We start from the raw sequence: 24378 nt of genomic DNA, 5'->3' as shown, positions 1-24378 counted from the left end.
AGAAAAAAGCATCCACAAAAAGTAAATGCTTCCTAAAATATGTATTTCTAAATGTTAAATCGCTGTATAACCGCCGTCAACAAGATAATAACCACCAGTCATAAAAGACGATTTATCAGAACTTAGGAAAAGAACCAATTCTGCAACTTCTTCCGGTCTTCCCAATCTTCCCATCGGATGCTTAGAAATCAAAGCTTCTTTCATATCTCCGCTTGCACTTTCCAAAAGTGGTGTTTCGATATAAGCTGGACCGACTGCATTACAACGGATATTTTTCTGTCCGTATTCCGCTCCAATGTTTTTGGTTAAACCAACAACTGCGTGTTTTGAAGTTGTGTAAGCCGAAGAAAGTGGTGCAGCAACTGTTCCGTGGATGGATGCGATATTGACGATAACGCCGCCGCCGTTTTTCTCCATTTGGGTTAATTCATATTTACAGCCATAAAAAACGCCGTCAAGATTCACATCAAGAACTTTTTTCCAACTGTCGATGCTGTAATCGCCGGTTAATTTTTGTTCGCCACCAATTCCTGCATTGTTGCAGGCAATATCTAATCTTCCGTAAGCTTTTACAGTCGCATTGACAAGTGCTTCAACTTGTTCAGGATTCGAAGTATCTGCTTTTACAAACGTCGCTTCTCCGCCTTCTGATTTTATTTCTTCTACTGCAGATTTTCCGTGTTCTTCATTGATGTCGGAAACGATAACTTTTGCGCCTTCTTTAGCGTATAATTTTGCGATTGCCAGTCCAATTCCTGAACCTGCACCTGTAACCAAAGCTACTTTATTGTCTAGAATTTTCATAATAAATGTACTGTTAATTATTGATATTAATTTACAAAAATGATGCAAACGAAATCCCTGAATCGTTAATTATTTCATAAATGTTTCTTTTTGAAGCAATAATATTTTACATTTAATTTTGTTCAGATTATTCGATCGAAATAATTTTCTGAGTAATACTGTTTACAGAAAAACTTTCCTCACTAATTTTCCCATTCATTGCTTTTGCCAGAGGAGATTCGGGAGAAATACAAATGATTTTTTGATTTTCAAAAGTGATTTCTCCTAAAGAAATGGAGATAAAAAATAAACCTTTTTCCGTTTTAACAATCGCTCCTTTTTCAGCTTTATCAGAAGGTTTTATAAGAATTGTTTTTAGAAAATCCTGTTGTCTCAATACTTCATTCAGTTGAACCTGTAGATTATTGATTTCCTGCTGAAGCATTTCTCTTCCCGTTTCGTACTTGTCGCCCATCGAACTTTTAGTGTCGTTGTTAGATTCTCGGGTTTCTGCAATCAGCTTTTCGAAATTGCGGATTTTTTCGGAGAGTTTTGATTTAATACTATCAATGAGTGAAGATTTGTTCATATTTTATTTTGGCTAAAGCCTTTATTTTGTAATTGGAAAGCGGGCTAAAGCCCGCTCTTATTGATAATTTTAAAGCTATGTAATTTGATTAATGTTAAAAAAAATTTTCACATAACTTTATTTGATTTATTTTTCAAAAACAGCAAAATCGGAAACTTTAAAAATAAAATCTTTTCCGTTATTGAAATCTCTTTTTGTGCTGTCAAAAACATTCTTGAAAACTCCGGAAACATTTTCATCTTCAATAGAAAATTCAACTTTTTCCTTAGAAAAATTAAGGATTACCAACACCTCGTTCCATTTATTTTTTCTGACGTATGCGAAGATTTTATCATTAGCTGTTGTGTTTAATAAATAAGTCACCACATTCTGATCACCTCCTCTTAAAGCTGGATTGGAAGATTTCAGATTCAACAAGGTTTTGTAAAAATCTGCCATCGTACAGTTGTTAGTCCACTCAATAGGATCTTTTTCGAAAAACTCAAGTCTTTTTAGATTGGGAAGTTCCTGACCAGAATACAACAAAGGAACTCCGTTCCAGGTTGCAGAAAATACAGCCATTGGTTTTGTAATGTCACCATATTTTTCAAACTCGGTTCCGTTCCATGAATTTTCATCATGATTTGTTGTAAACCAAGCCCTCATTGATGAGTCTCCTATTTGAGAATATTTTCTGAGCAAGTCTATAAGCTCACTGATTGACTCATTATTTTTATAGAAATCAGCAGACTTATGCATCCATTTCCAGGAATAACTTGCGTCAAAAATTTTACCGTGTTCCGGATTTTCAAGCTCATCAAATTCACCAATAAAGAATAAAGGTTTTATTTTTTCAAGTTCAGGTCTCGCTTCCTCCCAAAAATTTACGGTAACCCAAGAAGCGAGATCACATCTGAAACCATCAACGCCTGTTTCTTTAACCCAGAATTTCATCGCTTCGATCATCTTTTGGCGCATTTCTTTATTCTGATAATCAAGTTCAATAATATCGTCCATCCCCGAAGCCATTTTGAAAGTACCGTTTTCTTTTAAATAAAATTCGGGATTGGTTTTCGTCCAGATATGATCCCAACCTGTATGATTGGCAACCCAGTCGATAATTACTTTAAAACCTAAACGATGTGCTTCATTCACCATGTGTTTGAAATCATCCATCGTCCCAAATTCAGGATTGATTGACGTGTAATCTGACGCTGCATAAGGACTTCCGAGACTTCCTTTTTTATTCTGCTGAGCAATCGGCGTAACCGGCATAAACCACAAAGTTTTCACACCCATATTTTTCAGACGGGGCATTTCTTTTTCAAATGCTTTGAAGGTTCCTTCTTTGGTATATTGCCTTACATTAACTTCGTAAATATTTGTGGTGTGTTTCCATTCCTGTGGTAAATCCATATTCATTTTCATTTTAAAATAGAAGAAACATGTCGTGTTCCGTAAATCAAGGTTTAGCAAAAAACTGCATTACCATTTAATTGTAAGTTCTCACTGATTGTGCAGATTTAGCAAATTGTGAGATAAAAAATCAATTTAATCCGTAAAATCTGCAAAAGATTATTTTTCTACAAAAATAAGAAATTGAGTTTTAATTTTTATTGAAACAAAAAACCCTGAATCTTAGTTCAGGGTTATATTTAATTTTATCTTTCGTTGTCATCGTCTTCATCATCGAAAACATCGTCATTGTAGTCTTCCTCCTCTTCATCATCAAAATCGTCGTCTTCATCTGCGAAATTGTTGTTTCCGCCGAAATCGTCATCAAAGCTAAAATCATCATCCATCAACGGCATTGCCGATTTTTTGTTTTTAGAACCTGATGTACTGCTTCGGATCGGTGCTTTCAATGGTGCATTACCAAATCTGTATGTGGTAATCGGATAATTTACGCCCTTTGTTTCTTCAATTACCTCTATCAACTCGCAGAAAAACTCCCAAAGATCTAAAAGACCATATTGAAACTGCGCTTTATCTCCTTTGGATTCAAAAGCTTCATCGATGTAAACATCTGACATGATTTCGCCATCACCATCATCACTCATATCTTCCAAAGGTACACTTTTCACAACAGTACCATCTTCTTCCAGAAGATTAAAAGTAGACAGCTCATCTCCACTAAGGTTGAATGCGCTTTTAATTCCCAAATGTAAGTTCCAGAGCGTTTGTTTTCCTTTGATTTCCACATCTCGGAAAATGTCTTCTTTCGTATCTAATATTACACGGATTTTATAAACCATATCAGTATTTCAATTACTTTTTGCCTATATTTATTATGATAAATTCTTGTTGCAAATATATAATAAATGAGATTTCACAAAAAATATTTAGTAATTTTTTAGAAACTTTTTTTTTCTTACATTTCACCGAAATCATTTACTTTTATCCAGCATAAAGCTGAATTTGGTTCCTTCAAGATAGACGCTTTCTGCGGTAATATTTTCGTTATGAGCCTCCAGAATATGCTTTACAATAGCAAGACCCAAACCTGAACCTCCCTGTCTTCTGCTGCGGCTGGTTTCCACGCGATAAAAACGTTCGAAAATTCTTGGTAAAAGTTCGGCTTTAATTCCCATCCCGTTATCAATCACTTCAATGAGAACTTTATTTCTTAGAACACTTGTTTTTACCACAACCCTCGCCTCTTGTCTGTTGGCATAATGAATCGCATTTGAAATCAGATTAATGAAAACCTGGGAAATTTTTTGCTTGTCTGCATCAACAAAAATCTGGCTGTGTAAAGTTTGAAGCTGTAATACTGTATTATTCTTTTCGGCTTCAAGATCAAGAAGATCAAAAACTTCTTTTATAAGAATATTTACATCAAATTTAGAAACATTAAGGTTGATTTCTCCTGCTTCCAGTCTGTTGATCATATCGAGATCGTTCACAATGGCAATCAGCCTTTCTACAGAAATTCCTATTCGCTCTAAATATTTATCTCGGATCATCATATTGTCTACTCCACCATCTACCAAAGTTTCTACATAACCCTGAATAGAAAAGAGCGGCGTTTTGAGTTCATGAGAAACGTTGCCAATATATTCTTTACGGTAACTTTCCATTTCTTTCATCATATCCATCTCCGTTACCTGTTGCTGATTGAAATCTGAAAACCTTTCACCCAGTTCTTTCAGCGTAATATTATTCTGGTCACTGTAAACAATTTCTTCGGGAAGAATTTTAGAGATTTTTCTGACCTGTTTTTTTGCATAATAATTAAAAAGCAGCTCAAGAACGATATAATTAATAATAAACATTAAAACAATACAAAGAACGAAGCCAATTTTGAATTGGGGAGTATTGTAGTACATATCTTTCAGCGAATCGAAAACGATTACTAAAATAAGCATTACCAAAGTAAGCAGACATGATGAGACGAAAGTAAGCCTGTAAAATTTCAATTTTACAAAATTTTGGTTTAGATGTAAAGTTAGGAATTTTGAATTAAACGATTAGTTTATAGCCAATTCCTTTTAAAGTCTGAATGGTATTGATTCCTAACTTCTCCCTCAGTCTTCGAATGTGCACATCGATTGTTCTTTCACCAACAATGACATCATTACCCCAAACTTTCTCAAGAATCTCTTCTCTTTTGAAAACTTTTTCGGTGTTTGAAGCTAAAAGGTAAAGCAGATCGAATTCTTTTTTAGGTAATAAAAACTGTTGTCCGTTTTTTGAAACCCTGAAATTATCTTTATCGATAACCAGATCTCCAATTTCAATCAATTTAGCATTATCAGAAACCTGTGAAGTTAACTGAAGGAGTGCATTAACTTTAGAAATAAGAATTTTCGGTTTAATCAGTTTTACAACATAATCATTTGCGCCTGCCTGAAAACCTGCCAACTGAGAAAACTCTTCACTTCTTGCAGAAAGAAAGACAATAAGCGTTTTTTGCAGCTCTTTTATTTTGCGAAGCTCCTGACAAGTTTCGATACCATCTTTTTCAGGCATCATAACATCTAATAAGATCAGGTCAGGAATAATTTCTTTAGCTTTATCGATCCCCTCATTACCATTTGTGGCAGTGTAAATGTCGTAACCTTCTTTTTCCAGATTGTAAGACAGAATCTCTAAAATATCGAGTTCATCGTCTATAAGAAGAATTTTCTTTTGATTCATTTTCAATTTTTACGGTTCAAAGTTAATAATTTTTGAATGATGGATTAACACAAGGGTTATCGTTCACATAAAGTTAACAATAATATTCTTTTCGTAATATTTAGTTAAGGAAAATTTAAAATTCTCTAAACCATTTACACCATCAAACTTTTCTTCCTTTGCACCGAAAGAATATAAACTAAAGGAAGTAAAAGAATGAAAATTTATAAACTCAGCATTGCAGTCTTGTTTTTATCCGGATCTGTATTCTATGCACAGGAAACTAAGCAAGATACAGTAAAGAATGAAAAGAAAATTGAAGGAGTAGTAATTCAAGGAAGTACAAATAAAAAAACAGAAACTGCAATATTACTGGATCAAAAAAAAGCTGTCATTCAAAAACAGGCAATAGGTGCTGAAGAAATTTCAAGAAAAGGTATCTCTAACGTTGAACAGGGTCTTACTAAAATAACCGGTATTACAACGGTCGAAGGAAGAGGTTTATTTGTAAGGGGCTTAGAGGAGAGATACAACTACTTATTAATAAACGGACTGGGATCACCATCCAACAACCCTTTCCAAAAAATAATTGCTTTAAAGCAATTCCCAACTGATGTAGTTGGAAAATTAAATATCTATAAAACATTTAACTCTAATCTTTACGGAGACTTTGCAGGTGCTACTTTTGATATTGAAACCCTTACAATGGATCGAGCTTTTTCTAAGATTGAATTCAGTGTCGGAGTAAATACTTTAAGCACTTTCAGAAACAATTTCTTTGTGTCTGAAAACGCTGACGGTATGAAAGGATATTTTGGACTCAATAGTAGAGATAGACGCTTTCCTGAAAATCTCGATAATATAAGACCTTCAAATTATCGTTTTAGCACAGACGAGTCACAAAGCTATTTTAAAGACAATTTTAATGTGGACGCAATAAAATCAATGCCCAATACCAGCATAGGGTTTACGACTGCACAGAAAATTAAAGCAGGAGAAAACGGAAACCTTGGGATTTTATTCTCGCTCAATCAAAGCTCGGAATTTTCTTTCAGAGAAGGTGCGAAAAATCAATTCCTTGACAATGGCGGACAAACAATTGTACTAAACAATAAACTTCAGAGAAAATCCTACAATTATGAGCTCGAATCTTCTGCTCTATTAGGTTTAGGATATAAAAGCAGAAAAACCCAGATAAATCTGAATGCAATCTATCTCCAAAATGCCAATAACATTGTGGAAGATTTCTTCGGATACAAAAATCAGCAGGTTCAGAATGAGGACATCGGATTCTTAAGAGTAAATCAGCTTGATATTTCCAGATTTTTGGATTTACAACTTACTGCTTCTCATAAAATTAACGACAGACATAATTTAAAGGCAGGTGTGAGTTATGTGATGAACAATTACCAGCAACCAGATCGTAAAATTATGGAAGGCTCCCGACAGGATAATCAAGGGAATATGCTTAGTGACGATCAGCTATTAATTACTTATGGTGGAAACAATATCATCAGACAATATCTTGATGTAAATTCAAGATTCTATGGTTCAGCATTTGGTGAATACACGGTATCTTTAGGAGAAAAGGGGGACAAAAAAGATTATCCTTTTCAGATTAGTTTAGGATATAATGGTTTTGCAGATCTTAGAAAAACTTCTTACCGTTTTATCTTCGCCTATCCAAATGGAACAGCAGGCCAAGGATTTATTATCGACAGAAATAAACCGCAGGCTGGATTTGACAGTGATATGCAAAACAATTTATTCTATTTTCAGGAAGGTTCTGATGCATACTTACCTTTCACATCTATTTATCAGTTTGTAAACGCTGGTTATTTAAATTTCAATTATAAACCGAACGATACCTGGGATATCTTAATAGGTGCTCGTTATGAAAATGATTTAAGCTTAATCAGATATAACAGACAGGGTGACGAAGATAGAGAAACCATTAACAAAAACAGGGATCTTTTTTTACCGTCAGTGGCAGTAAAAAAAGCTCTTAACGACAGAAGCAACCTAAGGTTTGCGGTTAGCAAAACCGTTACAAGACCAGTATTAATAGAAACAATGCCGATTGAATACATCAATCCCGACAACGAAACTATCGTTGGAAACGCAAATATTGAGAATAGCGAAAATTATAATATTGATTTAAAATATGAATATTTCCCAACCAACAGAGAACTTGTTGCAGTAAATTTGTTTGCAAAAAGAATTGATAATCCTATTGAAAGATCATTTAGAACTTCGGGTAACTCAAATGGTGTGGCAATTACATTTTACAACGCCAAAAAAGCAGACTTATTAGGTTTAGAACTGGAAGGAGTAATCAGTTTATCAAGGATTTCTGAAGCTTTAAGTAAATTTAGTTTCGGAGCGAATGCAACGTTCATGTACACAAATGTTGAAAGAAGCCCTGAACAGCTTCAGCTTGAACAGCCTGCCGGATTCACCGAAGATCAGCTTAATAAAAGAGGTTTACAGGGAGCTGCACCATATACTATTAATGCAGATTTAAAATACGAGATTAAAAAAAGGAATTCTTTTAACAGAACATTGTCGGTAGTTTATAATGTTTCGGGTTCCAAAATTTTCGCAGTAGGATCTTCCGGAGCAGATAATTTTTACGAAAGACCATTTAATCAAGTTGATTTTGTTTATCAGGAACAATTAACAAAAAACTGGAACATTAAGTTTGGTATTCAGAATATCTTGAATAATCAATATAAAATTGAACTTGGTAAAGACAGTTATTATAATGTAAATACCAATAACAACCTCCAATACACCAATTATTACAGAGGAACAACTTTTAACTTCACTGTAGGTTATACTTTTTAACAAAATAATAAATAAGTAAATAATAAAATGAAAAAGACTTTTTTACCCTTAGCTATAGCAATTGTATCAGCATTTGCAGTAAGTTCTTGTACCGTTGAAATAAACGACGGAATAGAAGAATCTTCAACAGTTACTCCCGGTACATCAGAAAGCGTACTGAACGGAACCGGAACATTAAAAGGAATTATTTCTAAAGATCTTCTTATTAAAAAAGGAAATTACACTTTAGACGGAATTGTAAAAGTTACCAACGGTGCAACCATTACAATTGAAGCTGGTGCTGTTTTTAATGTAGTAACTACTAAAACAAGTGCCCTAGTAATATTAACTGACGGTATAATAGATGCTCAAGGTACAGCAAGTGAACCAATCGTGTTTACAACATCTACAAAAACACCTGGAGATTGGGGTGGGATCACTCTTTACGGTGAGGCACCAATCAAGGCTTTAAACGGAAATACAACAGCTGTTTCTGAAGATGGAAATGCTTTGTCATACGGTGGTAACAGTGCAAATGATTATTCAGGAATTATGAAGTTTGTAAGAGTAGAATATGCAGGGAAAAAGATTGGCGATGGTACTTCAGAAACAAATACATTTACTTTTTATTCTGTAGGAGCTGCAACAGTTTTAGAAAACTTAGTAGCCTACAAGGGGACTGACGACGGTTTTGAATGGTTCGGTGGAACGGTAAGTGCAAAGAATTTAGTATCTTATGGAAACTTCGATGATTCTTTCGACTGGCAAGATGCTTGGAGCGGACAAAACAATTCAAACTGGTTTGCATATCAAGTTGGAACAGGAAATTTCGGAATGGAAATAGAAGCTTCTAGTAATGCTGATAACATTGCGCCGAAAATTAACAACATTACTTTAATAAGAGCAGCTGGAACAAACCCTGAAGCTGCAAACTCTCCGGAAATTACGGCTATCCAATTCAAAAAGCAAGGTTCTGGAATCTTTAGCAATGTTTATATCAGCGGATACAAAAATATCGGAGCACAAAAAGCATATTCTGTTCTTATTCAAGATGCTGCAACTGAAACTAGCCAAGTAAATACAGGTAAAATTGTAGTTTCTCCAATGACATACTTGGATTCAGACAATCCATTAGTTTGGGGATATGCATTTACACCAAACGGAGGTAAAACTTTCACAAATTCTTCATCAGTAACTAAAGTTTCTCTATCTGCAGGAGCTTGGGCAACTGTAGACGGAGTTAATCTTCTTTCTGCTTTATAGTATCAAGTAATTAGTTTCTTCATATCAAATTGAAAACTACGCCCGGAAAGTTTCTTTCCGGGCGTAGTTGCTTTTTATTCAATTTGAAAATATTCATCATCTTTTTCCGTTGGGAAAGTAAATAGAAAATGGTAATTTGGTCTTTTCAAACAGAAGAGAATTCTGCGAAGAATTTTTATTAGTAAGAAATTCAAAATATTATGAAGAAAAATTATTTCAAATTAATCATAGCCGCATTTATCCTAAGTTCTTTATCATTCAGTGTTCAGTCGTGCGGTACAGATGAAGAAACAATTAATTCCATCATTCCTACAGGCATCGCTCAGGATCCGAATAACTTTAAAGGAGAGGTTACCAATGGTGAAGTAGTAACACTCGATGCTACAAAAGTTTACACGATGAATGGTTCAGTAAAAGTTAAAAACGGAGGAAAGCTGGTGATTCCCGCAGGAACAAGAATTATTGCCACAGCAGGAGCCGATTCTTATATTCTTGTGGAACAAGGCGGACAAATATTTGCCAACGGAACTGCAGGGTCTCCAGTTTTATTTACTTCATCAACTCCAGACGCAGGAAACTGGGGCGGATTAATCATTTGTGGTAAAGCACCCATTAATACAGGAGCTTCCGGAATGTCAGAAATAGGCAACGCTGCTTATGGAGGAACAGACGTAGCCGATAATTCGGGTGTTTTGAATTATGTGAAAATTGAATACGCAGGTGCTACTTTCGGAACGAGTAAAAAATTCAACGGCCTTTCACTCTTCGGTATAGGAAATGCCACAAGAGTAGAAAGTGTAGCTTTGCTTAATACAGCAGATGACGGAATTGAGATTTATGGAGGAACAGCAGCTGTTTCAAATATTGTTTCCATAGGCAATACAAACAATGCATTAAGTTTCAAAGATGGTTGGGTAGGAACTGCAACCAACATTTTCACCAAAAGAAAAAGTGATGGAACAGGAAATAATGGCATTAAAGGCATCAATAACGCTACAAATCCCGACGCTTCCCCACAATCAAATCCTACCATTAAAAATGCTACGATCATTGGAGGCAACGATAACGGCGAAACCAATGCAGTAAGATTATCTTCCGGAGCTCAAGCCACCGTTGAGAATGTTGTCATTTCTAACTGGAAAACTGGTTTTAATCTGGAAAGTGATGCAACAGTAACATATTTCAATGGCCAGAGCAAAATAAAAGACATTCTGTTTAATGCAAACGTTACGACAAAAGCATCAGCAACTTCTACTGCAGGTACAGCCGTAACTATTTTAGCGAACACTTATACCGAAAAAACCGATGCAACCGGAGCAGGAAACAAAGAAAACATCCCAACCTGGGCAATCGGATGGTCCGGACTGTAAAAATAAATTGAAATTGAAATTTTATAATTAATTCCTTGGAAATTTTCTGGGGATTTTTTTATTTGAATATTATCCCTTAAACTGAGACGGTGTCATTCCGGTCTGTGACTTGAAAAATTTAGAAAAGCTTGCCTGATCGTAAAATCCTAGATCAAAAACAATATCTTTTACCGACATTTCACTTACTTTCAGAAGACGCTTGGCTTCAAGCAATATTCTGTCCTGAATTAATGATGAAGCAGAAGAATTAATACTTTTTTTACAGATAATATTTAAATAATTGGGAGAAATATTAAGTTTTTCGGCATAAAAAGAAACCGAACGCTCTTCTTTAAAATATTCATCAATCAGATTTAAAAATTTTGAGAACACGGGATTGGAATGAAACTGTTCATCATTATTAAATATACTCTCAACTGCTTTACTGATTAATAACCCGATAACTTCACTTCGCTTCTGGATTATTTCCCAGAAAACACGTTCTTCTTTTAAAGCTTCCTGAATTGCTTTAAATTCATATAAAATAATCGTGAAATGATTTTTTGAAAGATCAATAACCGGATGATTCTGATATATTGACGGGGAAAATCTTAGAGTCGGAACAAGGCTTTCAAACCAATTCCGGCTGATCATCAGCTGGTATCCTATTGTTCCCGGCTCAATTTTCCATTGATGTACCTGATCAGGGAAAACCAGATGAATCTGCTTATTTTTTATTTCATAATCTACAAAATCAATGGTGTGACTGCCTTTCCCCCGGTCAAAAATATTAATTATAAAAAAATCATGCTTGTGCGGATGATCAATTGCACGTTCACCAAAAAGTTCATTGAACAGAAGATTACTGTTCAGCGAAGGGTCTTTGCGGAAATCATCAATTCCCAAAACCGGAAAATAATCAGACTGTTGATTCATCCCGAATGATTTACATCTAAAATTAAAAAAATTTAACAAAGAAATCATTTTCGGGATTATTATTTTACAAGATTTAAGATTCCAGTATTTTAATGATCTCGCTGAATCCCAATCTGTACGCATGTTCCAAAGCAGTAATTCCGTCTTTATCGGGAATATCTTGGGCTTTTCTGTTTTTTAAGATCTGAACAATTTGCTGATATTTAAAACTTCCGTCACCAAGAATGACTGCTTCCATCAGAGCAGTCCAACCCAAACGGTTTACATGATTGATGGGAAACTCCAGAATGTTGGCCAAAACTTTTACAGTTTCCACATGACCTCTCTCACAGGCAGGAATCAAGGCCGTTCCGTTATACCGGTTGAAAATGTCAAATCTCGCTCCGTTTTTTAAAAATAATTTTACCAATTCTGTTTGTCCGTTTGCTCCGGCATACAAAAACGGACTGTCTAATTGCTGATCCTGCAAATTCACATCTGCACCATATTCGACAAGAATTTTTGCTATTTTAATCTTTTTTCCTACCGCTGCAAGAAGCAGCAAAGATCTGCCTCTCGAATCTCTCGTATCCACATCGACTCCGTTTTCCAAAGCCTGTCTTACACCATCTGCATCATTGCTTTTTAAAAGCTCAATCACATTTTTATTTATAACCATATTTTCTTTTGCAGGCTGGGAGAAGTTTTTTTCGCATGCATTTATACTGATAAAAAACAAAAGAAAAAATATAACTTTCATCGCCTGAATTTTTAATTAAAACACCACATTCCCTTTATAAACAAGAGATTCTACATTTGAAATTCTCGAAACCGCTTCTGCCGAACAACTTGCATTTAGTAAAACAAAATCTGCTTCATCACCTTTCCTCGGCCACTGTTGAATGCCTTTATCATCCAAAGGAAGCAGGTTTGCCGTTGCTATTTTTAAACTCCTTGAAAGTAAAAATTCTGTCGACTGACCATACAATTGAGCATAAAGATTGGCTTTTTCTAAAACACTTCCCGTTCCATACGTATTCCAGTGGTCAACAATACTGTCGTTTCCTGTATAAACCGTTACGTTATGCTTTTGTAAAGTCGGAAGCGGCATCACCAGATTGCCAAAAGGAATGGTAGAAACAATTCCGACCTGCGCATTTGCTAATTTTTCTGCAATTTCTTCCTGTTTTGTTTTATCTAATTTTCCTAAAACAAAACAATGACTCAAAAAAGTTTTTCCTTTCAGCGAAGGATTTTCGTTCACTTTATCTATTAAATATTCTACTGTTTTTAATCTAGATTCGCCCGTTTCATGTAAATGAATATCAATTCCTTTCTGGTGGTCTAAAGCCAACTGAACCGTAAAATCAATCGTCTTTTCAATTTCTCCGTCAATCGAAAAAGGATCTACTCCACCGATGAAATCAATATTCATCTGCGCAGCTTCTTTCAGATAAGGAACAGAGTTTTTGTAATAAACGCCATGCTGCGGAAAAGCAACAATTTCAGCACCAAAACTTTGTTTTTTGTTACCTAAAGCTTTCTGTAGATTTTTCAACGAATCCAATTTGGAAGTCGGTTCAATATTCACGTGACTTCTCACAAAAGCAGAACCTTTTGACTGAAGCAGCTCAATCATTTTTTCTGCTTTGTAAGTAGAATTTTTAAGAATTTCAGGCATGATTTGCTCTTCCAAAGCAATCATTCCTTTTACCCCGCCTTTTCTTTTTCTTACAGCCTGCCATTTGTCGCCATAAAAAGTTTTATCCAAATGAATATGCATATCTTTAAAAGCCGGAAGCATCAGAAATCCTTTTGCATCGATCGCTTTTGCTTTTGGATCATTCGGAGCTATTTGTGTGATTTTTCCGTCTTCGGTTTCTACTAAAAACAAATCTGTTTTTGTAGAAATCACTTCATCATCGTCATATTCAAAACCGGTTTCAAGACGGACATTTTTCAGCATTAATTTTCCGTTACCTGATAAAATTTTATCTTCAGAAACTGTACTGTTTGCACTTATCATTGCGGGTGTTATTGAAATTCCGGCCATTGCCAGAGCAGAGTTTTTGAGAAAATCTTTTCTTGAAATAGTATTGAATCTTTCCATTCTAAACTTCTATGGTACAAAATTATGATGTACTGAAGTTTTATCGTTGTATATTTTATTACATTACTTGTATGAATTATTTATTAACAGATTTTGAGATCTCCGCAATGAGTATATTTTTAATGTCGGAAATTTATGTTGAATTAAAAAAATAAATATCTGTTTATAATTCTAAATTCAGCGGTCTTTTTATTATTTCGCAGAAATCTCAACAAACTGAAAAAAGAAGCTTAGATTCATCAGAAATCAAAGATTCTACAAAGTCAATGACAAAAAAACTATAAAAGGTTATTATTAATTACTGATATTCATTAAACAAAAAAGGATGAAGATTTAAAACCTCATCCTTTCTATATATTTTATTTCTTTTTGCTTTAAGAATACTCAAATTTTCTTACCGCTTCCAGCGTCATGTCAATTTCTCTGTCTTTAATCGCATCACTGATGAAATAGGTTTCGTACCCACTTGGCGGAAGATAAATTCCGTTGGTCAACATTTGGTGAAAGAAGTTATTGAATAATGAATGATTTGCATTCTGTGCTTCATCAAAATTAGAAACTGCGTTGATGTGAAAGAAAACAGACATCATTGAACCCTTTCTGTTGATTCTGTGTTCAATTCCTTTTTCATTTAAAATTTTTCCGATCTCAAAATCTAAAGTTGCTGTTGTTTTTTCCAGTCTGTTGAAAAATTCAGGGTCGTTTTTAATGATTTGCAACGTTTTTAAACCCGCTCTCATTGCCAAAGGATTTCCGCTTAAGGTTCCTGCCTGATAAACGCCGCCTTTTGGGGCAAGATGATCCATAATTTCATTTCTTCCTGCAAAAGCACCCACCGGAAGTCCTCCCCCGATGACTTTTCCGTAAGTTACCAAATCAGCTTTTACATTAAATAATTCCTGAGCTCCGCCAAAAGCCAGTCTGAAACCGGTCATTACCTCATCAAAAATCAATAAAGTTCCGTTTTCGTCACAGATCCTTCTTAAATTCTGCAGAAAATCATTTTCAGGAAGTACACACCCCATATTTCCTGCAACAGGCTCGATAATTACGGCTGCAATTTCACCATGATTATGTCTGAACAAGTCCTGAACCTGCTTAAAATCATTATATCTTGCTAACAAAGTATCTTTTGCCGTTCCTTGTGTAACTCCGGGAGAATTAGGGTTTCCAAAAGTTGCAGCACCACTACCAGCTTTAATCAAAAACGAATCTGAATGACCATGATAACAGCCTTCAAATTTTACAATTTTGTCTCTTCCCGTGAAACCTCTCGCCAATCTGATGGCGCTCATACAAGCCTCCGTTCCTGAAGAAACCATTCTGATCTGGTCGATATTGGGAACATTTTCTGTAATGAATTTTGCAATTTCAGTTTCCAGTTCTGTCGGTGCACCGAAAGAAAAACCTTTTTCTGCCTGAATTTTCAACTCTTCCAAAACTTCAGGATGTGTATGTCCTAAAATTGCAGGTCCCCACGAATTAATATAATCGACATAGGTATTATCATCCGCATCGGTAAGATAAGCACCTTTTGCCGACTTCATAAAAACGGGAACTCCACCCACTGATTTAAAAGCACGAACGGGAGAATTTACTCCACCGGGAATGTATTTGTAAGCTTCTTCAAATAAAGCCGAACTTCTTTGGTATTTCATTTTGTTAGTTGATAGTTGTCAGTTGATAGTTGATAGTTGTTGATTTAAAACCAACAACTATCAACCAAAACCTAACAACCAATTTTAGTTTCTAGGTTTTTTGTCAATCAAATAAATCAATTGTCCGGAAGATGGTTTCTGACCTTCATCCATTCTGTTTTTTGCGTATAATTTATTGAGTTTAATTCCGAATTTCTGTGCGATATCGTACATATCTTCTCCGTATTCTGCTTTGTACGTTGCAGTATTTCCGGCAGAATTTTTAGATTCTAAGAATACAATTTCATTTTTTGCAAGTGCATTTCCTTCAAGCTCGTTCCATTTCATCAGTTTGCTTTCGCTGATCTTAAATTTTCTGGCAATAAACTGAACGTCTGTATCTTCGGGAATTACGATATATTTTAAACCTCCGTTCGGATGGCTTTTAATTAAAATTGAATTTAAAATCTCGGTTTTTGTTTTTACTCTTTCTTTTTTTTCAGGAGCTAAAGCATAAACTTTAGGTTGAGGCTGAGTTTTAGGAGCAGTGGCAATGGCTTTCTTTTTCTCTTTTGCTGGTTCAAGCTGAGCCATAAACTGTCGGTCTTCCTGTAATCCAGGATATTTTTTCAATACTGCATAAAGAACTTCTTTAGAACTTACATCATCGAATTCATACAGCTTATATTTTTCAATTTTACCGATTAGAATTGATGCATAACGGGGATTTGTCGCATAGCCTGCTTTTTTAAGACCATGTGCCCAAGCTTTATAGTCCTTCATATCAAGGTCAAAAAGTTTGGTATAGTATTTTCTTGTTGCTAAAAATATTGAATGGTCTTCATATGACTGTTTCGGATCATCATATACACGAAAACATTCATTCGGGGCATCGTCGGTGTGCGCCATTGTTTTGCCGGTCCAGTCTTCCTTACACTTTATTCCGAAGTGATTTTTTCCTTCCAGGGCCAAACGGCTTTGTCCGCCTCCCGTTTCCAAAAGCCCCTGAGCAAGCGTGATGGATGCCGGAATTTTGTATTTTTCCATTTCTTCAACGGCGTACTGTGCAAATCTTTGGATGTACTGATCTTCTGTTGCCCAGGTCTGAGCTGAGAATTTTGATAAAACTAAAAGGCTAATTAGTAAGAAAAGTCTTTTCATCTTATAATTTTTTATTATTTTAAATGGAAAGAATGGAACATTTGCTGATCCATGATTTCAATTTCACTTTATATAATTAAATTTCTGCTCTGTTTTTCTAAAAGCATGTTGGCTCCTTCTATTCCTTGCAAACCACCTGTATGAAAACATAAGATTTTGCTTCCTTCAGGAAAATAATCTGCGTCAATCATCTCCAGAACTTTCTGCATCATTTTCCCTGTATATACAGGTTCTAACGGAATATCAAACTTCATTTTAAAACCATTGATAAAACGTACATTTTCATCATTTATTTTGCCATAACCGCCATAGGCAGCATCGGTTAGATAAAAATTCTGTTTTGAGGTTAACTCTGAAATTTTGCTTTCCAAAGAAGAATCATCAACCACTTTAAAGCCTATAACCTTCTGATTCTCTTCGCAAAACTCTGAAATCCCCGCTAATGTACCACCGGTTCCAACTGCTGTGCAAAGATAATCAAAATCTTTTGTATCATTGTTCAGCATCATTTTTACCCCATGAACTGCATTTTTATTGGTTCCTCCTTCCGGAATAATCAAAGCTTGAGGAAATTCCTGCTGTAAAAATTCGGTCAGTTTATCTTTGTGGCGGTATTCTTCACGAGTGACAAATTTTAAATTCATTCCGTTTTTCTTAGCGAAAACCAAAGTCGGATTATGCGTCCATTTTTTTTCAAGTTCTTCTCCCCGAATGATTCCTAAAGTTTTAATTCCAGCTAAGTTCCCGATAGCTGAAACAGCAGAAATATGATTTGAAAATGCTCCGCCAAAAGTTATGATGAGTGGGTTTTCAGGTCGATTCTCAAGATAATGATTAATATTAAAAAACAATTTCCAGTATTTGTTACCTGAGATTTCGGGATGTATTAAATCTTCTCTCTTAATGAATAGTTTCACCTTGTCACTATACGGAATTTCTACAATCGGAATGTTGATCTTCGGACGTTTCATTGCTGCAAATTTCCTGAATTTATTTTAAAATTAATTTTTAATTTAGTTAAACAAAACATAAAAACGAAATCATGAAAAAAACTGTTGTTGTCATTGCCGGTATGCTCGTCGTTTTTGTACTCGGTGGCGGAATGTTATTTTTTATTTTTAAAGATTTCTTCTTTACCCATTCAGAATTTGACATCCCTGATCAACCGAACGATAAAATCATTGCGATGTTTAATACTCAGATTGAAAAACAGATTGAGGACCATACTCACAGTCCGATGCATCCCGGCTATATCCCGGAAAGCCGTGAAAATACTATTCAGTTTCTCAAAACCATTAAAACCATAGAAAGTATGACAAGGTTTAGTGTAATTTCTAAGCAGCCTCGCAACTATTTGGAGCTGAAAATAAGCTTTGCAGACGGAAGTGTTGCAGAAGAAGTATACACCGGACAGACCTGTAATGGCTACCTCGCACCCTGCCTTCTGATGAAAGTGGAAATGGACAATGGTAAAGCAGTAAAAGTTTTCACGAATGGTCAGGAGAAAAAAGGTTCACCAGATTGGATTATTAATGATTTGAATTTACTGATTGATAAATCTATTTCATACGACATTACTCAAAATAACAATAAATATTTCCACCTCAAAAGACAGATGCCGATTTTGAAAAAGAATGGGAAAACCACAAATAAGTTATTTCTTGAAAAACCTTCTGAAACCCCAAAATTTTCTTTTTTGAAGATAATTTAAGTCACGCTCCATCGCATATGCTTCCCTTTCAAAGGATATTGATTTATATGCCTGATAAGCATTTTTCAGCCTGAAAAAATGATAATAATATTCTACTACATAAAGAATATAAAAGAAAATAATCAGTAGCTCTAACTGCTGTCTGATGTGAATTTTTTCATGATTAATCAATACCCTGTTCTTTTTATCTTCAGGATTTTTAATGAAAATAAAAGGAAAGAGTGTAATGCCGTTTATTTTTGTATTTTTGAGGAGCCTTTGGCATACAATTATCATAATAACAAATATAAAAGTTTTGATTTAACTTATGGCTCTTTTTGAAATCAAAGAGGGTGAAGACTTTTACTTTAACGAACAGGGTTACAAAGTTTTTACCGAGAAATTCCATCTAAAACGTGGACATTGCTGTAAAAGCGGCTGCAAACACTGTCCGTACGGATATGATAAAAAGACAGACACATTTATAAAAACCAATAAAAAAAATAAATAAAATGAAGAAATATATTTTTATTTTGCTTGCTGCAAGTTTAGGTTTGTCATCATGCAGCCCCTTCAAGGTACGTTCGGACTATGCGCAGACTGCTAATTTCTCTTCATACAAAACGTACAAAATCAGAATCGATGATCTGAAACTGAACGATATTGATAAAGACAGGGTGTTGAACGAGCTTTCAAAACAATTGCAGATGAAAGGTCTTCAATCCGGAGAAAATCCTGATTTGATTGTAAACGTAAAAGCAAATCATAAAAAAATCACCGACATTACCACTTCAAGTCCTGGCGGAATGTGGGGATGGGGCGGCGGTTTCGGTTGGGGAATCGGAATGAACAGAACCTGGTCTAGTAACTACAATGAAGGAGCAATTATTGTTGACATGGTAGATGCAAGAAGTCAGAAATTAGTTTGGCAGGGAATCGGAAGCGGAATTTCTGTAGACCGTCCTAAAGCTAAACAGAAACAAATTCCTCAGATAATGAGTGAAATTATGGCGAACTATCCTCCGGGAATGAAGAAATAATTTTTTTAATTAAATTATATGAAAAGTCAACACAAATTTTGTGTTGACTTTTTTGATTACACGTTAAAATATGGGTTTTAAAAATAATTATTCTTTGATGGTTTTAAAAGTCTGTGATTTTCCGTCTTTAAATTCTATCGTCATGAAATAAATTCCAGCTTTCAAATCACTTAGATTTATTTTTGTAGATGGTTTTTCTATCATTCTGATCAGTCTTCTGGAAACATCTGTGACTTTTAGTTGTTTCATTTCTTTTGTATCAGAAATGGTAATCAAATCAGTAAAAGGATTAGGATAGATTTTAAAATCATTTAATTTTAAATCGTTGGTAGACAATGCCGTTTTCGGCTCCCAGACTGCATCATCCCAATAGTGACCAGCCCAGGTTGTTCCCGGATTTCTGATGGCCAGTCTTGCATTTACAGGAACTGTTGTAGGCACATCAAAAATTCTTTCTGAAGTACTATCATAGGTGCTATTTGTAATTGTAATCGATTGCAGTGTTACAAAAGTTGTTGCATCATTGACGTCTGTAATGTATCCAAAATCTAAAAGTCCAGGTCCTGAATTTACTCTTACCTTAAATTTAAAATGGTGCGTTCCCGCATTGATATTGGTAAGGGACGGCATAACGACAATGGAAACTTTATTATATCCTGTCTGATAAACGTTACTCGGGCTGGATGCCGGTAAAGTGCTTGAAATAATCTGATTTCCGCCACCTGCAGTAAGAATACTATTCCAGCAAGAAGGAACTACTCCCATGTTACAGCATGACAATGTATCAAAATTTTCAGAGAATTCAGATACTGCATTACACTGGGCATTCAAAACTGAACTGACAGATACAGATGCTGTAATGAGACCTGCAAAAAGAAAATTGTTTTTAATCATTCTAAATAAATTTAATCACAAAAGTAAATATAATTTCTTTTGCCATTTTACAAATAATTATGATTTATATCAATTAAAAATTCATTCATACTTCATATTAACCTTAATTAATTTTAATAAAAGAATATTAAATTTACAAATATTATTGTTTCAAAATCAAACAATAAATATTGTGCATATCGTTGTAAAATTTAATATTAGTGAGTCTTACTTTTAATAATAATGTAATTTTACATTCACCAAATTATATTAATCTTACCGCAAATTATATTATTATGAAAAAACTATTTTTATTCTTTACATTCTCGCAGCTGGCTCTTGCACAGGCTCCCGCAGGATATTACAACTCAGCCAACGGATTATCCGGAGCTCAACTTAAAACTGCTTTAAGCAACATCATCACTGACGGACATCAGGATAAAGGCTACAACGGACTTTGGACTGCTTACAAGACAACCGATATTGATAAAAATTACGAAAATGACGGCTCTATTCTCGACATTTATTCCGAAAGACCAAGTTCTGCAGATCCTTATAAATATACTCCCGGAAATAATCAATGCGGAACGTATTCCACCGAAGGAAACTGCTACAACCGTGAACACATCGTTCCTCAAAGTCTCTTCAGTGAAGCTTCTCCTATGAAATCTGACGTTCATTTCATCAGAGCGACCGACGGAAAGGTAAACGGAATGCGTTCCAATTATCCGTTCGGAAAAGTCGGCAGTGCAAGCTTTACTTCTTTAAATGGTTCTAAGCTTGGAAACTCTTCTTCTACAGGATTTTCAGGGACGGTTTTTGAACCGATTGATGAATTTAAAGGTGACGTAGCCAGAATGGTTTTTTATTTTGTCACGAGATACCAAAGTAAACTTTCTACATTTTCTACAGGAAACATGCTTGGATCTTCTGCATTTCCGGGACTTCAAACGTGGGAACTGAATGTACTTTTAGCTTGGCACAATCAGGATCCGGTTTCTCAGGCTGAAATCAACAGAAATAATGCTTCTTATACTTTTCAGGGAAACAGAAATCCCTTTATTGATAACCCTAGTTATGTGAATCAAATCTGGGGCGGGCAAGCTCCAACAACGGACACGCAGACTCCGTCAACTGTTACTAACTTAACAGTTTCCGGTAAAACTACCAATACAGTTTCTTTAACATGGAATGCTTCCACCGATAATGTTGGGGTATCATCTTACGATGTTTATATGAATGGCAGCTTAAAAACCAACGTTGCGTCAACTTCTACAACTGTTTCTGGATTAAACCCTTCAACAACGTATAATTTTTATGTAAAAGCGAAAGATGCAGCAGGAAATGTTTCGGCAAACAGCTCAACCGTTTCGGCAACAACAAATGCTGGAACAACCAATCCTAGCCCGACGGGTTGTGTAAGTGAAAATTTTGAGACCATTCCATCGGCAAGCTCATCATCGTATTCTACAAGGACATGGACGAGCAACGGAATTACATGGACTGCAACTGATTCAAGAACCGATCAAACCATTACAAATAAAGCCATAAGCATAAGAGACGGATCATTAAAATCTAGCAGCTCAGCAAACGGAATTGGCTCATTAACCGTTACAACGCAGCTGAAATTCAGTGGAAGCAATGGCAGTTTTAATGTTCAGGTAAACGGTGTAACGGTCGGAACTGTACCATATAGCACCACTGCAACGATTACAACCATTAACAACATCAATATTTCCGGAAATGTAGTAGTAACGTTAGTTAATAATTCTGCAAGTAACAGAGTAGCGATTGATAATTTAAGCTGGACTTGTTATAATACAGTTTCAAGACAAGCGAAGACCCCAAGTTTTAATGCAGAAGCAAAAGAATTAAAAATCTATCCTAATCCAATTGTGAATAATGAAATTTTTGTGAAAGGTGAAACAGAAAGCATCAAAAAAGCGGAGATCTATAACCTTCAAGGGAAAGTAATGCAGACTTTTGATCATCCTTTCAGAAAGGAAAATTCAATTAGAATTAAAAGCTTATTACAGGGAACTTACATTTTAAAACTTGACGAATCAGCCTTAAAATTTATCGTAAAATAATTTGTAATTATTATCACTAAGCAAAAAAATGCTGTCCTGAATTCCTGGACAGCATTTTTTTATATCAGACAGATTCGAGGCTAAAATCGGTCGTATATTTTATATCATATTGTTTATATGATTGGCAGACATTCATATTTTTAATCAATCCGTTATCTTTTGATACAGTAAGATTTCCTGTAAAACTAAGATCATTCTGAGTGTCATCAGCTAAAGACTGAACAAGAGAAATTTCGCTTTGATTTTCCAATGAATTTACTGTTTGCTGAATAGGTAATGAATCAGAATTGAAATTTATTTCAAAAAAAGATTTTCCGTTTCTAAAAGGATTTCGGAATGAGGAAAAATACGTTTTCAAGAAGTAATCCTGCTTCATTTTCTGATCAAAAAGTACAGGGTTCTGAACGACATATTTAAATTCTTCAAGATAAATTGCAGCATATTTGTCAGGAAACAGATCATACAATTTTGCCATTATCCCATTCAAATCATTCAAAATCTGCTTTTTTACAGCAGTTCTAACTAATTCTCCTTTAGAATTAACATAAACCTCGACCGAACCTAAACAATTCATGCTTTCTACAGCAAGATAGCTCATTTTGGTATCATGAAGATTCGAAAACTGATCTTTGGAAAAATGAAAAAGATGTTCGTTGAATTCGCTTTTAATCCATTGTAAAGATGCAACATAAGAAAATCCGTTCTCGATTATTTTACCCCCGTCATTGGTTGATTCTTTAATTTTAACTTTAAAATCATTCGAAAACCCAACCGGATCGAATATAATTTCCGGATTTCGTTCTAAGCTTTTAAACGGCGCATCATTTCGTGCATTATACTCGTTTATCCTTTTTAAATCAGGTAAAAGAAGTCTTTTACCAGGAATCAATTCATCTTTCTGAATGAAATCCTCGTGTCTGCAATAAGTATTGTGAAATTCTTTGAGATACACCGGATTTTCCAGCTTGATTTTCTCCGAAATATTTTCCAGTGTATCTCCGGGAAGTATAAAGTGAATCATCATAAATTTTAGAGCTGTATTTTTAGAAAAAGTTGACTATTATCTTTTAATTTAGCCAACAATACTGTTTTGAACTTTGATTAATTAATCGGCATTGTACACAATTTTTCTTTTTACAGACTGATCTTGTCTATACAATTCAACATCCGTGATTCCGCCTTCATAAAACATTTCAATAATGACAGAATTCTTACTGACTTTATAAGAAATCTCAACGATTCCATTTTTATTTATCTTCTGTGAAGTATTGATTTTAGGAAGCTTTTTGAGAAGAAATTCAGAATCTCTCACCAACGATTTCTCTATAATCTCATTGTAGACAGCTTCCAGGGAGTTGGTTGAAATGATACACTCTTCTCCGGACAGCATTTCACCAGTAATTTCCTTACAGTTTGTCTTTAGGTTGTTATTTACTGGTTTTACGCTTTTTTTAGCCTGAATACCGCAAAGTGTTTTAAAATCATATTTTGTCAGAAGCTCCCGATTGAAGCTCACTTCCAATGGCTCTTCGGGGTCTTCAGTAATATCAAAAAGTTTTTCAGAAGCAGGTATGAAACTGAGCCATGCTACTGCATTTTCCACAATCTGTTGATTTTGTGAAGATTCCGAAAGATTGTTTTTCACATATAATTCCAGAACAATTTTCTCATCAGAACTGCTTTCAATCCTAACAAAGACATCTTTATCATTCTTTACAGCCGAAAGATTACTGGAGAGAACAACCTCTCTGAAAAACTCTTCACAGTTGATTTCCCGATTGGGTTCAACCGTTTTTTGCTCTATAATTTCAGCATTTTTTACTTTAGGAGTAGTTTCAGTATGGTTAGATGCTTTTTGGCATCCAAACATGAATAAAACAAAAAATAGGATTACGCTTTGCTTCATTTTTTTATTGATAATTTTAAATATAAGTTACAATGCTTCCACGAATCT

At 34.9% G+C, this 24378-nt stretch carries 23 protein-coding genes; 7 read left to right on the top strand and 16 right to left on the bottom strand.

The window, feature by feature from the left end; genetic code table 11:
- Positions 1-54: 54 nt before the first annotated feature.
- The 6 genes from ACR1PN_RS05435 to ACR1PN_RS05410 all read right to left on the bottom strand — a co-directional run bounded on the left by ACR1PN_RS05435 (position 55) and on the right by ACR1PN_RS05410 (position 5491).
- A complete protein-coding gene (locus ACR1PN_RS05435) occupies positions 55-804 on the bottom strand; it encodes an SDR family NAD(P)-dependent oxidoreductase (protein WP_378175180.1) in 750 nt (249 codons plus the stop codon).
- Between the two features lie 127 nt (positions 805-931).
- Entirely contained in the window at positions 932-1372 is a 441-nt protein-coding gene (locus ACR1PN_RS05430) for a hypothetical protein (RefSeq protein WP_433979189.1), read from the bottom strand.
- Between the two features lie 126 nt (positions 1373-1498).
- Positions 1499-2767 carry an alpha-amylase family glycosyl hydrolase gene (locus ACR1PN_RS05425; RefSeq protein WP_433979188.1) on the bottom strand — a complete coding sequence of 423 codons (1269 nt, stop codon included), beginning with the start codon at positions 2765-2767 and terminating at the stop codon, positions 1499-1501.
- A 245-nt stretch (positions 2768-3012) separates the two neighbouring features.
- On the bottom strand, positions 3013-3606 hold the full coding sequence (locus ACR1PN_RS05420; protein WP_378175189.1) for an IS1096 element passenger TnpR family protein: 594 nt from the start codon (positions 3604-3606) through the stop codon (positions 3013-3015).
- Between the two features lie 132 nt (positions 3607-3738).
- On the bottom strand, positions 3739-4770 hold the full coding sequence (locus ACR1PN_RS05415) for a sensor histidine kinase (protein ID WP_433979187.1): 1032 nt from the start codon (positions 4768-4770) through the stop codon (positions 3739-3741).
- 43 nt (positions 4771-4813) lie between these two features.
- The gene (locus ACR1PN_RS05410) at positions 4814-5491 is read right to left on the bottom strand and encodes a response regulator transcription factor (protein WP_378175195.1); all 678 of its coding nucleotides are present in this window, start codon (positions 5489-5491) and stop codon (positions 4814-4816) included.
- A gap of 195 nt (positions 5492-5686) precedes the next feature.
- Here ACR1PN_RS05410 and ACR1PN_RS05405 point away from each other — a divergent pair, with 195 nt between their 5' ends.
- The 3 genes from ACR1PN_RS05405 to ACR1PN_RS05395 all read left to right on the top strand — a co-directional run bounded on the left by ACR1PN_RS05405 (position 5687) and on the right by ACR1PN_RS05395 (position 10929).
- Positions 5687-8317, top strand: coding sequence for a TonB-dependent receptor plug domain-containing protein (locus tag ACR1PN_RS05405; protein ID WP_433979186.1), 2631 nt, complete (start codon positions 5687-5689; stop codon positions 8315-8317).
- 27 nt (positions 8318-8344) lie between these two features.
- Entirely contained in the window at positions 8345-9559 is a 1215-nt protein-coding gene (locus ACR1PN_RS05400; RefSeq protein WP_433979185.1) for a hypothetical protein, read from the top strand.
- A gap of 200 nt (positions 9560-9759) precedes the next feature.
- Positions 9760-10929, top strand: coding sequence for a hypothetical protein (locus ACR1PN_RS05395; RefSeq protein ID WP_433979184.1), 1170 nt, complete (start codon positions 9760-9762; stop codon positions 10927-10929).
- A 69-nt stretch (positions 10930-10998) separates the two neighbouring features.
- Here ACR1PN_RS05395 and ACR1PN_RS05390 read toward each other — a convergent pair whose 3' ends face one another.
- The 6 genes from ACR1PN_RS05390 to ACR1PN_RS05365 all read right to left on the bottom strand — a co-directional run bounded on the left by ACR1PN_RS05390 (position 10999) and on the right by ACR1PN_RS05365 (position 17702).
- The gene (locus ACR1PN_RS05390; protein WP_433979183.1) at positions 10999-11844 is read right to left on the bottom strand and encodes a helix-turn-helix domain-containing protein; all 846 of its coding nucleotides are present in this window, start codon (positions 11842-11844) and stop codon (positions 10999-11001) included.
- 73 nt (positions 11845-11917) lie between these two features.
- Positions 11918-12583 (bottom strand): ankyrin repeat domain-containing protein, encoded by a 666-nt coding sequence (locus ACR1PN_RS05385; protein WP_433979182.1) that lies wholly within the window; start codon positions 12581-12583, stop codon positions 11918-11920.
- 15 nt (positions 12584-12598) lie between these two features.
- Positions 12599-13933, bottom strand: a complete 1335-nt coding sequence (locus ACR1PN_RS05380; RefSeq protein ID WP_433979181.1) for an amidohydrolase — start codon at positions 13931-13933, stop codon at positions 12599-12601.
- A 374-nt stretch (positions 13934-14307) separates the two neighbouring features.
- Positions 14308-15591 (bottom strand): glutamate-1-semialdehyde 2,1-aminomutase, encoded by a 1284-nt coding sequence (gene hemL, locus ACR1PN_RS05375; RefSeq protein ID WP_433979180.1) that lies wholly within the window; start codon positions 15589-15591, stop codon positions 14308-14310.
- A gap of 84 nt (positions 15592-15675) precedes the next feature.
- Entirely contained in the window at positions 15676-16731 is a 1056-nt protein-coding gene (locus tag ACR1PN_RS05370) for a glucosaminidase domain-containing protein (protein WP_433979179.1), read from the bottom strand.
- Between the two features lie 68 nt (positions 16732-16799).
- Complete coding sequence (locus ACR1PN_RS05365) at positions 16800-17702, bottom strand: 1-aminocyclopropane-1-carboxylate deaminase/D-cysteine desulfhydrase (RefSeq protein ID WP_433979178.1); 903 nt, start codon at positions 17700-17702, stop codon at positions 16800-16802.
- A 71-nt stretch (positions 17703-17773) separates the two neighbouring features.
- Here ACR1PN_RS05365 and ACR1PN_RS05360 point away from each other — a divergent pair, with 71 nt between their 5' ends.
- Positions 17774-18442 (top strand): hypothetical protein, encoded by a 669-nt coding sequence (locus ACR1PN_RS05360; RefSeq protein ID WP_433979177.1) that lies wholly within the window; start codon positions 17774-17776, stop codon positions 18440-18442.
- Here the strand turns inward: ACR1PN_RS05360 and ACR1PN_RS05355 are convergent.
- Entirely contained in the window at positions 18386-18718 is a 333-nt protein-coding gene (locus ACR1PN_RS05355) for a hypothetical protein (protein ID WP_433979176.1), read from the bottom strand. The genes ACR1PN_RS05360 and ACR1PN_RS05355 overlap by 57 nt on opposite strands.
- Before the next feature lie 31 nt (positions 18719-18749).
- On the opposite strand from ACR1PN_RS05355, the gene ACR1PN_RS05350 reads away from it, so the two are divergent.
- Both ACR1PN_RS05350 and ACR1PN_RS05345 read left to right on the top strand, forming a co-directional pair.
- Complete coding sequence (locus ACR1PN_RS05350; protein ID WP_378175234.1) at positions 18750-18932, top strand: DUF5522 domain-containing protein; 183 nt, start codon at positions 18750-18752, stop codon at positions 18930-18932.
- A gap of 1 nt (position 18933) precedes the next feature.
- Complete coding sequence (locus ACR1PN_RS05345; RefSeq protein ID WP_378175237.1) at positions 18934-19461, top strand: DUF4136 domain-containing protein; 528 nt, start codon at positions 18934-18936, stop codon at positions 19459-19461.
- A gap of 87 nt (positions 19462-19548) precedes the next feature.
- On the opposite strand, the gene ACR1PN_RS05340 is transcribed toward ACR1PN_RS05345, so the two are convergent.
- The gene (locus ACR1PN_RS05340; protein ID WP_433979175.1) at positions 19549-20355 is read right to left on the bottom strand and encodes a T9SS type A sorting domain-containing protein; all 807 of its coding nucleotides are present in this window, start codon (positions 20353-20355) and stop codon (positions 19549-19551) included.
- A 275-nt stretch (positions 20356-20630) separates the two neighbouring features.
- On the opposite strand from ACR1PN_RS05340, the gene ACR1PN_RS05335 reads away from it, so the two are divergent.
- Positions 20631-22424 (top strand): endonuclease, encoded by a 1794-nt coding sequence (locus tag ACR1PN_RS05335; RefSeq protein WP_433979174.1) that lies wholly within the window; start codon positions 20631-20633, stop codon positions 22422-22424.
- A gap of 64 nt (positions 22425-22488) precedes the next feature.
- Here the strand turns inward: ACR1PN_RS05335 and ACR1PN_RS05330 are convergent, their stop codons facing one another.
- Both ACR1PN_RS05330 and ACR1PN_RS05325 read right to left on the bottom strand, forming a co-directional pair.
- On the bottom strand, positions 22489-23448 hold the full coding sequence (locus ACR1PN_RS05330) for a hypothetical protein (RefSeq protein ID WP_433979173.1): 960 nt from the start codon (positions 23446-23448) through the stop codon (positions 22489-22491).
- Positions 23449-23529: 81 nt separating this feature from the next.
- A complete protein-coding gene (locus ACR1PN_RS05325) occupies positions 23530-24330 on the bottom strand; it encodes a hypothetical protein (protein WP_433979172.1) in 801 nt (266 codons plus the stop codon).
- Positions 24331-24378: the final 48 nt, after the last annotated feature.

Source organism: Chryseobacterium sp. RLHN22, from assembly GCF_051011795.1.
Classification (GTDB): domain Bacteria; phylum Bacteroidota; class Bacteroidia; order Flavobacteriales; family Weeksellaceae; genus Chryseobacterium; species Chryseobacterium zhengzhouense.
Note: the sequence above shows the minus strand (reverse complement) of the source record. Positions and strands in the feature narration are given on the sequence as shown.

Bases quoted from the DNA above. Each gene is read 5' to 3' on its own strand.
- ACR1PN_RS05435 (WP_378175180.1), bottom strand. From the start codon at position 804: ATGAAAATTCTAGACAATAAAGTAGCTTTGGTTACAGGTGCAGGTTCA.
- ACR1PN_RS05430 (WP_433979189.1), bottom strand. From the start codon at position 1,372: ATGAACAAATCTTCACTCATTGATAGTATTAAATCAAAACTCTCCGAA.
- ACR1PN_RS05425 (WP_433979188.1), bottom strand. From the start codon at position 2,767: ATGGATTTACCACAGGAATGGAAACACACCACAAATATTTACGAAGTT.
- ACR1PN_RS05420 (WP_378175189.1), bottom strand. From the start codon at position 3,606: ATGGTTTATAAAATCCGTGTAATATTAGATACGAAAGAAGACATTTTC.
- ACR1PN_RS05410 (WP_378175195.1), bottom strand. From the start codon at position 5,491: ATGAATCAAAAGAAAATTCTTCTTATAGACGATGAACTCGATATTTTA.
- ACR1PN_RS05405 (WP_433979186.1), top strand. From the start codon at position 5,687: ATGAAAATTTATAAACTCAGCATTGCAGTCTTGTTTTTATCCGGATCT.
- ACR1PN_RS05400 (WP_433979185.1), top strand. From the start codon at position 8,345: ATGAAAAAGACTTTTTTACCCTTAGCTATAGCAATTGTATCAGCATTT.
- ACR1PN_RS05395 (WP_433979184.1), top strand. From the start codon at position 9,760: ATGAAGAAAAATTATTTCAAATTAATCATAGCCGCATTTATCCTAAGT.
- ACR1PN_RS05390 (WP_433979183.1), bottom strand. From the start codon at position 11,844: ATGAATCAACAGTCTGATTATTTTCCGGTTTTGGGAATTGATGATTTC.
- ACR1PN_RS05385 (WP_433979182.1), bottom strand. From the start codon at position 12,583: ATGAAAGTTATATTTTTTCTTTTGTTTTTTATCAGTATAAATGCATGC.
- ACR1PN_RS05380 (WP_433979181.1), bottom strand. From the start codon at position 13,933: ATGGAAAGATTCAATACTATTTCAAGAAAAGATTTTCTCAAAAACTCT.
- hemL (WP_433979180.1), bottom strand. From the start codon at position 15,591: ATGAAATACCAAAGAAGTTCGGCTTTATTTGAAGAAGCTTACAAATAC.
- ACR1PN_RS05370 (WP_433979179.1), bottom strand. From the start codon at position 16,731: ATGAAAAGACTTTTCTTACTAATTAGCCTTTTAGTTTTATCAAAATTC.
- ACR1PN_RS05365 (WP_433979178.1), bottom strand. From the start codon at position 17,702: ATGAAACGTCCGAAGATCAACATTCCGATTGTAGAAATTCCGTATAGT.
- ACR1PN_RS05360 (WP_433979177.1), top strand. From the start codon at position 17,774: ATGAAAAAAACTGTTGTTGTCATTGCCGGTATGCTCGTCGTTTTTGTA.
- ACR1PN_RS05355 (WP_433979176.1), bottom strand. From the start codon at position 18,718: ATGATAATTGTATGCCAAAGGCTCCTCAAAAATACAAAAATAAACGGC.
- ACR1PN_RS05350 (WP_378175234.1), top strand. From the start codon at position 18,750: ATGGCTCTTTTTGAAATCAAAGAGGGTGAAGACTTTTACTTTAACGAA.
- ACR1PN_RS05345 (WP_378175237.1), top strand. From the start codon at position 18,934: ATGAAGAAATATATTTTTATTTTGCTTGCTGCAAGTTTAGGTTTGTCA.
- ACR1PN_RS05340 (WP_433979175.1), bottom strand. From the start codon at position 20,355: ATGATTAAAAACAATTTTCTTTTTGCAGGTCTCATTACAGCATCTGTA.
- ACR1PN_RS05335 (WP_433979174.1), top strand. From the start codon at position 20,631: ATGAAAAAACTATTTTTATTCTTTACATTCTCGCAGCTGGCTCTTGCA.
- ACR1PN_RS05330 (WP_433979173.1), bottom strand. From the start codon at position 23,448: ATGATGATTCACTTTATACTTCCCGGAGATACACTGGAAAATATTTCG.
- ACR1PN_RS05325 (WP_433979172.1), bottom strand. From the start codon at position 24,330: ATGAAGCAAAGCGTAATCCTATTTTTTGTTTTATTCATGTTTGGATGC.